At 64.2% G+C, this 8,807-nt stretch carries 8 protein-coding genes; 6 read left to right on the top strand and 2 right to left on the bottom strand.

The annotated features are described in order from the left end of the window. Positions 1-134 precede the first annotated feature (134 nt). Positions 135-1,331 carry an MFS transporter gene (locus tag OOZ51_RS22090; protein WP_265982111.1) on the bottom strand — a complete coding sequence of 399 codons (1,197 nt, stop codon included), beginning with the start codon at positions 1,329-1,331 and terminating at the stop codon, positions 135-137. Between the two features lie 83 nt (positions 1,332-1,414). Beyond that, positions 1,415-2,635 (bottom strand): ROK family transcriptional regulator, encoded by a 1,221-nt coding sequence (locus OOZ51_RS22095; RefSeq protein ID WP_265982113.1) that lies wholly within the window; start codon positions 2,633-2,635, stop codon positions 1,415-1,417. A 176-nt stretch (positions 2,636-2,811) separates the two neighbouring features. Here OOZ51_RS22095 and OOZ51_RS22100 point away from each other — a divergent pair, with 176 nt between their 5' ends. The 6 genes from OOZ51_RS22100 to OOZ51_RS22125 form a co-directional block, all read left to right on the top strand. Continuing rightward, positions 2,812-3,924 carry a Gfo/Idh/MocA family protein gene (locus OOZ51_RS22100; protein ID WP_265982114.1) on the top strand — a complete coding sequence of 371 codons (1,113 nt, stop codon included), beginning with the start codon at positions 2,812-2,814 and terminating at the stop codon, positions 3,922-3,924. Further along, positions 3,921-4,730: a hypothetical protein gene (locus tag OOZ51_RS22105; protein WP_265982115.1), complete on the top strand. Its 810-nt coding sequence runs from the start codon at positions 3,921-3,923 to the stop codon at positions 4,728-4,730. Before OOZ51_RS22100 ends, OOZ51_RS22105 begins: the two co-directional genes overlap by 4 nt. 126 nt (positions 4,731-4,856) lie before the next feature. Continuing rightward, the gene (locus OOZ51_RS22110) at positions 4,857-6,173 is read left to right on the top strand and encodes an ABC transporter substrate-binding protein (protein ID WP_265982116.1); all 1,317 of its coding nucleotides are present in this window, start codon (positions 4,857-4,859) and stop codon (positions 6,171-6,173) included. Positions 6,174-6,183: 10 nt separating this feature from the next. Further along, positions 6,184-7,146, top strand: a complete 963-nt coding sequence (locus OOZ51_RS22115) for a carbohydrate ABC transporter permease (protein ID WP_265982117.1) — start codon at positions 6,184-6,186, stop codon at positions 7,144-7,146. Continuing rightward, a complete protein-coding gene (locus OOZ51_RS22120; RefSeq protein WP_265982118.1) occupies positions 7,146-8,039 on the top strand; it encodes a carbohydrate ABC transporter permease in 894 nt (297 codons plus the stop codon). The genes OOZ51_RS22115 and OOZ51_RS22120 overlap by 1 nt, the downstream gene beginning before the upstream one ends. A 51-nt stretch (positions 8,040-8,090) precedes the next feature. Further along, positions 8,091-8,807: sugar phosphate isomerase/epimerase family protein (locus tag OOZ51_RS22125; protein ID WP_265982119.1), on the top strand; the 717-nt coding region annotated here is incomplete at its 3' end.

The following is an 8,807-nucleotide window of genomic DNA, read 5'->3' on the forward strand; positions in this document are numbered from 1 at the left end:
AACCCCAGCCAACCGGCTCAACCAGCTGCTGCAGGCAGCCTAAACCCGAGCGTTGCTCTGACCAGTTGACTTTGCCCCGCTCATAACGACAACAACTGCGAGCTACTTGGGTGTACGACGACGGCGGCGCGCCCCTAGCGTTGCCTGGCCACCCAGCGCACTGAGAGGGTGGTGCAGACGCAAAATGCGGCGACCGAACCAAGGATCACCAGGAGTGGCACGGTCCAGCCGTCGGAGATGCTGTGCACGTAACCGACGATGGTGGGAGCCAAGGCCGCGAAGCAGTAACCGACCCCCTGCACGACGGCGGACATCTTGCCTGCCGAGGCTTGGTCGCGAGCGAACTTGATGATGGCGATGAAGATGACCGTGATGCCACCACCCTGTGCGACTCCACCCAGGGACGACCACAACCACCACCAGCCTGGGGCCAGCAACAAGCCCAAAGGTACAGTGAGCCACAGGGCACTCAAGGTGACCGCCACCGCCGTCGTACTGGCGAAACGTGCGATGAGCGGCACCCCAAGCCCGCCCACAATCGCGAAGATCTGGAAGAGCGATGACCCTGCCCCGGCTTGTGCGGTGCCCATGCCGAGTTCATCGGACAGGAAGCTCGGAAGCCACGCGGTCACGCCGTAGTACGAGAATGCCTGGCCGGCGAATCCCAGGGTCAGGCCGACGGTCAGCCAGCCAACGCCGGAGGCTTTGCCGGCTCGCGACCCGTCGGCGGCCGGAACGGGAGCCGGAACGAAAGCTTGCCGGGCACCGACCGTTGGGACCCAGAACAGAATGGCCACCAGGGCAAGGAGCGCACTCGCCCCCAAGGCAAGCCGCCAGCCAACAAGTTCTGCAAGCGGGGCCGTGGCCACCGAAGTCAGGAAGGACCCGATGTTCAACGCCGCCGTGTAGACGCCCATCGCGGTTGCCTGGCGTCGAGGCGCAAAATCGCGGCGAATGATGAGCGGCACTGCGATGTTGCCGATAGTGATGGCGAGGCCGATGAGGACGGTACCCACCATGACCGGAACCCCGCCGCCGCTGGAGCGGATCACGACGCCGGCCAGCACGCCCATGAGCGTGAGCATCACCGCGAATTCGGCACCGAACCTGCGCCCGGCCAGCGAAGCCAGCGGCGCCGCGAGCGAGAAGCAGAGCACGGGGATGCCCGTCAGCAGCCCAAGTTCCACGGGCGAGAATCCAAGGTCCCGTTTCAGGGAATCCACCACCGGCGCCACCGCAACGAAGGGTCCGCGCATGTTGAGGGCGATGAGGCCGATGCATGCGAGGATCAGCCAGCCCCGTGGGACCTTGGCGAGGAACTGGCCGGTCATGGGGTGCGCTGAAGGGCGGGGAAAGTAGGCATCACCTTCATTGCTACCACGACGCGCCGCTGCGGAACGCTACGTGACGCACCTCAGCCCGTTGCTTGGAGCGTGGCTTCAATCACTGCCGGGGACAGGACGTGCTGGGTGACCATCTGGCTCGCGCCGAGGATCGCGGCCTGGTCCCCTGCCATCGAAATGCCGATGCGCAGATGCGAGGTAGCCAGCGGGAGGGAGCGCCGGTAGACCACTTCACGGATGCCTGCAACGAGGTGTTCGCCGGCCTCCCCCATGCTGCCGCCGATCACGATCATCGAGGGGTTGAGCAGGTTAACCACGGTTGCCAGGACATCGCCGACGTCGCGTCCGGCCTGCCGGAGAGCTTGAATGGCCTGGAGGTTTCCCTCAGCCACGAGCCGCAGCACGTCGCCGCCGTTGCTAGCCGCGAGTCCTTGGCCCTGCAGTTGGCGGGCGACGGCGGGGCCGGACGCGAGTGCCTCAAGGCAGCCGTAGTTCCCGCAACGGCAGAGGACATCGTCGCCGCGGGGAACCCTGACGTGACCGAGGTCCCCGGCGGTGCCGTTGGCGCCGCGCTGCAGTTCGCCGCTACTGATGATGCCGGCGCCGATGCCCGTGGCGATCTTGATGAAGAGCAAGTTGTCGTGGTCCGGCCAATACGCTGTGCGTTCGCCCAATGCCATGATGTTGACGTCGTTGTCCACCAGGACGGGAACCGGCAGCGAGCGCTGCATGTAACGGACTACGTCGAATCCGTCCCAGCCGGGCATGATGGGCGGCTTGACCGGCCGGCCGGTGTCGTGTTCCACCGGCCCGGGGAGTCCGATGCCGATCCCGGCCAGGTCTTCGAGGTTGCGGCCCGCTTCAGCGAGGAGCTCCCGCCCGTCCGCCACAATCCTGCCGAGAACCACATCGGGACCGTCGGCGACTTCCTGCGCCAACCGGCGCTCGGCCAGGACTGTTCCGCCAAGATCGGTGACGGCGACGATCACGTGCGTCGCTCCGACGTCGACGGCTAGGACAACGCGGGCTGCAGGGTTGAAGGCAAAGCGCGACGGCGGCCTGCCGCCACTGGAACTCGCCTCACCGGCCGGGCCCACGAGTCCGGAGTTCATGAGGGCGTCGATGCGCGAGGCGACGGTGGAGCGGGCCAGTCCCGTGGTGATGGCGAGTTCGGCCCGGGTCCGTGCCTGGCCGTCGCGAAGAAGCTGAAACAGATCTCCTGCACGCGAGAGGCTTCCGGCGTCCTGGACGGAGCCGTCCTTGCCGGGCGCTTTTTCGGGTGCTGAGGTCATGCATCAGTGATAGCACGATTGCTTATGGGTGTCACGCAGCAAAAGATTGTCGATTGATTTTCAACTTTTGCTTGCTCATCGTCAAAAGTAGCCGTAGGTTGTTTGTGAGAAGGGTCACGTAGCCCACAAAGCAACGTTGAAACTCAGAGACTCCGTTTACGAAGAGGTAACTGATCTTGTCCAGCCACTCACAGGCAGCACCTTTAGGATCGCTACGGCCCCTTGGCGTCGGCATTCTTGGCGCCGGCCCGGTCACCCAGGCAATTCACTTGCCTTCCCTCGCCCGGCTCCGGAACATCCTGCAAGTCCGCCACATCATGGACGTCGACGCCACCGTCGCCGAGTCGGTCGCAGCCCGCGTCGGCGCCAACCACAGCACCAGCATGGACGCGCTCCTGGGCGATCCCGAAGTCGACATCGTGGCCATCTGCAGCCCCCACCAGTTCCACGCAGACCAAGTCATCGCCGCATGCCGCGCAGGAAAGAAAGCTGTCCTCTGCGAGAAGCCCTTCGCGATGAGCGGCGAGGAGGCTGCACGGATTTCAGCAGTCAGCGAGGAAACCGGCGTTCCGATCATCGTGGGCGCCATGCACACTTTCGATCCCGGCTGGCTCGCAGCCGAGGCCAACTGGGGTGATCTCCCTGAAACGGCCCACACCATCCGTTCCTCCATCGTCCTTCCGCCCAATGCCCGCTTCGAAGACTTCGCCACCGAAATCATCACCCGGCCCGCCGGCGGCGCCCCCGATTACAGCGATGTGGAAACCATCAAGACCGCCCTACGCGGCGGAATCATGGGGCTCGCCATCCACGACCTTCCGCTCGTACGCCGCTTCACCCCGGATTTCGAAGACCTCGAAATCCTCCAGGCACGGCATGTCCGCCCCTTCGGCTACGTAATCTCCCTGCGCGCCGGAAAACAGGGCGCAGGCGAGCGGATCATTGAATTGCGGGCTGCCATGAACAAGACCTGGAAGCCGGAATGGGTCTTCGAGGCGATCTCGGATGATGCAGCCCTTCGCGTGGACTTCACTCCTTCCTACGTACAGGCGGGCTCGGCGGTCACAACCATCACCCGCGGCTCCACCAGCACCACGTACGGGCCGTTCGAGCACAACGGATATGAGGGCGAGTGGCGCGAACTCGCCAAACTGGCCCTCGGAACAAAGCAGCCGCCGTCCGCCGAAAGCCTCATCAACGACCTCACCTTCGCGATCGCCATTGCCGACGCCACAGTGGATCTCGCCGCGGCAGAGCACGCAAACAGCCATGCAGGAGCCCACTCATGAGTAGCCAGTACACGGTCACTGCCACCCCGCAGGCCGAAGAGAGCGGCGCAGTAGGACTCGCCGTCGCCTCGCTGCCGGAGAGCTTCGGTCCCGCCAGTGAGGCGACACCGACGCTCATTCCACAAATTTCCGCCATCGACGGCGCCCCGGGCTGGACCACTGAGGCCATCAAGGCGATCGACGGCGGAGCGCTGGGCGTCGTCGTGGTCAATCCGGTTCCGGAAAACACCGCCGCCCTGCGCGACGCCGCTGAAACAGCAGGCGTCGCGGTTGTCCTGGACCAGCGGTGGGCATCCAACCCCGGACTCGCTGGAGCCGAAGACGCCGTCCGCTCGGTAGCCGGCCGTGCCGCCATGCTGGACACCGTCGCCACAGCCACGGCAGGAACCGATCCGGAACGACTCCTCACTGAGCACCTCGCCGCCGTCGTACGCGTCACCGGCCAACTGGACGCGCTTCGCGTCCTGCGCCGCGGCACGCACGGCTACACGGTTTCCGGCCGGCTCCCCAACGGTGCCCCGGTTTCGCTCCAGGGCGTACTGAGCAACTCCCGGCCCGCCGGCGTCGACCTCCGCCTCTACACCGACGACGGCGGTGTCAGCATTGCGGTCCCCGAACCGCTTGCCGCCTGGCCGGCTGAAGTCCGGGCTACCGGACCCCAAGGGGAAATCCTCCTGCCCACGCTTTACGAATCCGCCCACCGCACCACCTGGCGCCGGCTCAAGGAAGACCTGGACGCCGGCACCTTCCCCTCCGATCTCGCCGGCTTTGCGCGGCTGACGGAATCCATCGCGCACCTGTCCTGAACCCGCACTCCTCCTCAACTACCGACCCTCAATAACAGAGCATCAAAAGCAATCATTCACCTTCTCGACGACGAGCCGGACCGCCCCAAACGCGAAGATCACGCAGCGGTCCCGAAAGGAATCATCATGACTGTTCAGTCCGAAGCCAGCAGCAATTTCTCCCGCAGGGGCTTCCTCGGCCTCACGGCAGCCGCAGCGGCTGTCCCGCTGCTCGCGGCTTGTGGCGGCGGCTCCAGCTCGAGCTCCTCCGGCGGCGGCATTAAGTTCTGGGACATGCCGTGGGCAACCCCGGCCTACAACGATGCTGCCAAGAAGATCACCGAGGCCTATGCGCCCACGGGAAGCAACGGCAAGGCCGGCTACCAGATCATCCAGTGGAACAACTTCTACCAGACCTACTCCTCGGCCATCGCGTCCAAGACCGGTCCCGCCGTGTCCACCGGTGGCGGCTTCCAAGCGTTCCAGTTCGAGCAGCAAGGCCAGATCGCTTACGCGGACAAGGTTGTAGAGGCGCTCAAGAAGAACGGCCAGTTCGACGACTTCCTGCCGGGCGTGCTGGAGCCCTTCAAGTCGGACAAGGGCTATGTTGCCATTCCTTGGCAGTTGGACATGCGCGTCTTCTGGTACCGGAAGTCCCTCTTCGACCAGGCGGGCGTGGCCCTGCCGACGGACTGGGCTTCCCTCCTCGAAGCAGGCAAGGCCCTGAAAAAGATCGGCGCCGTCGGCTTCGGCACGGGCGCGGGCGCCGGAAACAACTTCGGCAACCACTCGATGATCATGATGATGGTCAACAACGGCGGCGGCGTCTTCACCAAGGATGGCCAACTGGACGTCATGAACGACCGCAATGTCGAAGCGATCGAGTTCCTCCTGGAACTCCACTCGAACGGGATCATCGACCCCGCCGCGGTCAGCTACACCACTGACAACATGTCCGCCCAGTGGAAAGACAAGAAGATCGGATACGGGGTCTTCCAGGCCGGTGCCGCGGAACGAATCGGGGACACGTCAGGTGACTTCGCCGTTGCGAGCCCCATCGCTGGACCGCATGGTGACAAAGGAACGCTCGTGTTCCCGAACAACATCATGATGTACAAGAACACTCCCTCACAGGAAAGCTCCGAAGCGTTCCTCGTGTACTACATGGGCCAGCTCAAGCAGCTGTGGCAGCAGAAGCTCATGGCCGCCCTTCCCGTCTTCAAGTCCATCACGGAGCTCCCCGAGTTTGCGAGCAACGCGAACAACGTAAAGATCGTCAAGGAATGGCAGCCCATCGCAAAGACTTTCGCCGCGCAGGGAAGCACCCTCAACGCGAACCTCGCTGTCCTTGACGGTGGCCAGGCACTCAACCAGTTCACACAGACGATCCTGACCGGCAAGACCGATGCCAAGACCGCGTTGCAGGCCTTCAAGACCGGCCTCGAATCCGTGATCAAGAAGTAAAGCAGTCATCATGTCAACCACCACAGCACAGTCCGGCCTGGCCCGGGCCCGCCGGGGACTTGCCCCCGGCGGGCCCGGGGGCGGGCCCTCGAATCGCAAGAGCAAGCTGTCAAGCCAGACCCGCCGGACGTTTTTCTGGCTCCTGCTGCCCTCCATCGTCCTGCTCGTCCTGATCCACGGCTATCCGCTGGTCTACGCCGGCGTCCAAGCTACCCACGACGGCTCCCTGATCGATACCGGCAACTTCGTCGGCGTCGAGAACTTCGGCCACGTCCTGTCATCCCCGGCGTTCTGGAAGGCCGCCCAGTTCACCCTGTGGTTCACGATCGTCGGCGTCTTCGGCTCCTGGCTGGTCGGCCTTGGCCTGGCCTTGCTGCTGCGCACCAAAATCCCGGCAGGCGGCACCTTCAAGATTCTGCTCCTACTGCCCTGGGTGGTACCGATCGTGGTCTCCTCCACCGCGTGGAACTGGCTCGTGGCCACCCCGGATAGCCTCATCCCCTCGCTCTTCCGCAGCCTTGGACTGGGCACACCCCTTTTCCTGGCGGACCCCAACCTGGCCGCGGTCATGGTCATGGCGTTCAAAGTCTGGGTCAGCTTCCCCTTCATGATGATGATGATCTCGGCCGCCCTGGCCTCCGTGGACACCACCGTCTATGAAGCCGCCAGCATGGACGGCGCCAGCAAATGGCAGCAGTTCAGCCAGATCACGCTGCCGCTGATCGCCCGATCCACCTACATCAGCTGGATTCTGATGACGATCTTCTGCGTCAACGACTTCCCCACCATCTATCTCCTCACCGGCGGCGGCCCCGTCGACGCCACCACTTCCCTCGTGGTCCTCGCCTATCGCACGGTCTTCCAGGACTTCCAGACCGGACCCGGCGTCGCCATCGCCTTCCTCATGACCCTCACCCTCGTCGTCGTGTCGGTCTTCCTGTACCGCCAGATCCGAAAGTCGAGCGTCGAATAATGAGCGCAGTACTCCACGCACACCCCGCATCCGGGCCCGCCCTCGGAGTCGCCGGTCCGGAAAAATCCCGCCGAGTCCTCTCCGACGCAGGCCTGCGCGGACGCTGGTGGCGGTTCGTCCTGATCCTGGCTATCACCGCCATCGTCCTGGTCCCCATCATGGTCACTGTGGTCCTGGCCCTGACACCGGGCCCCAACAGCACCGCCACGGGATTGACCCTGGAGAACCTCAGCAACGTCTTCTCCAAGACCCTTGCCGCCACCTGGCTCAAGAACAGCCTCATCACCACCGTCAGCACCGTGATCGTCTCCGTGGCCGTGGCCGCGCCGGCCGGATATGTCCTCTCCCGCGGCCGCAGCAAGGCCGTCTCCGGCTACTCCCTGCTGCTGTTCGTCATGCAGTCCCTGCCCATCATCACCTCCGTCGTGCCGCTGTTCATCCTGTTCGCGGGCCTGGGACTCGTGGACAACCTCCTCGGCCTGATCATCATCTACGTCGGCTCGACAATGACCGTGGCCACGTGGATGATGGCGGCATACTTCGATTCCATCCCCGTCAGCCTCGAGGAGGCCTCGTGGATCGACGGCTGCTCGGTGTTCGGATCGTTCACCAAGGTGGTGCTGCGCAACTCCCTGCCCGGCATCCTCTCGACGGCCATCTTCGCCTTCCTCCTGGCATGGAACGACTACCTCGTCGCTATCGTGTTCCTGCGCTCCAACGAGATCTTCACCCTCCCCATGGGTGTGCAGTCCTTCTTCCAGCAAAACGCCACGGATTGGTCCGGTGTCATGGCCCTCGCGGTCGTCATGATGCTCCCGCCCATCGTCGTTTTCGCCACCCTGAACAAGTACTTTAGCGTCGGCGGCATTGGCGGATCCCTCGCCGGCCGCTAACGGCCGTTACATGCCCCGCATCGCAAGCAACTGACAACGCAAAGGAAAACCATGTCTTACTCCATCCAGCTGTACACCCTGCGCAATGCCATGCAGGAAGACCTGCCAGGCACCATCAAGAAGGTCGCAGAGATCGGTTACACGCAGGTTGAGCCGTACAATTTCGTGGCCACGGCGAAGGAGCTCGGCGCCGCGTTGAAGGACAACGGGCTGACCGCCCCTTCCGGCCATGCGCCGCTGCTGAGCCAGGACCAGGACGAGATCTTCGCAGCTGCCAAGGAACTGGGAATCAGTACGGTCATCGATCCGTACCTGCCTGCCGAGCACTGGCAGTCCGCCAGCGACATCCAAGCCACTGCGGCGAAGCTGAACGCGGCGGCAAAGAAGGGCGCCGAATACGGCATCCGCGTCGGCTACCACAACCACGCCTGGGAGCTCGAGTCCAGCATCGAAGGCCAGACCGCCCTGGAATACTTCGAAGGCCTCCTCGACCCGGAGCTCGTCCTGGAAGTCGACACCTACTGGGCATCGGTCGGTGGCCAGAACCCGGTGGAGCTGCTCGCCCGCCTTGGCGACCGTGTCCGATTAATCCATATCAAGGACGGCCCGGGCACCACGGACACGAAAGCCCAGCAGCCGGCAGGCCAGGGCACCATCCCGGTGCTCGACGTCATTGCTGCCGCGAAGTCCCTGGAAGTGGGTGTCGTGGAGTTCGACGACTACGCGGGAGACATCTTCGAGGGCATCGCCGAAAGCCTCGCCTTCCTC

It is taken from the genome of Arthrobacter rhizophilus (genome assembly GCF_026241105.1).
Taxonomy (GTDB): domain Bacteria; phylum Actinomycetota; class Actinomycetes; order Actinomycetales; family Micrococcaceae; genus Arthrobacter.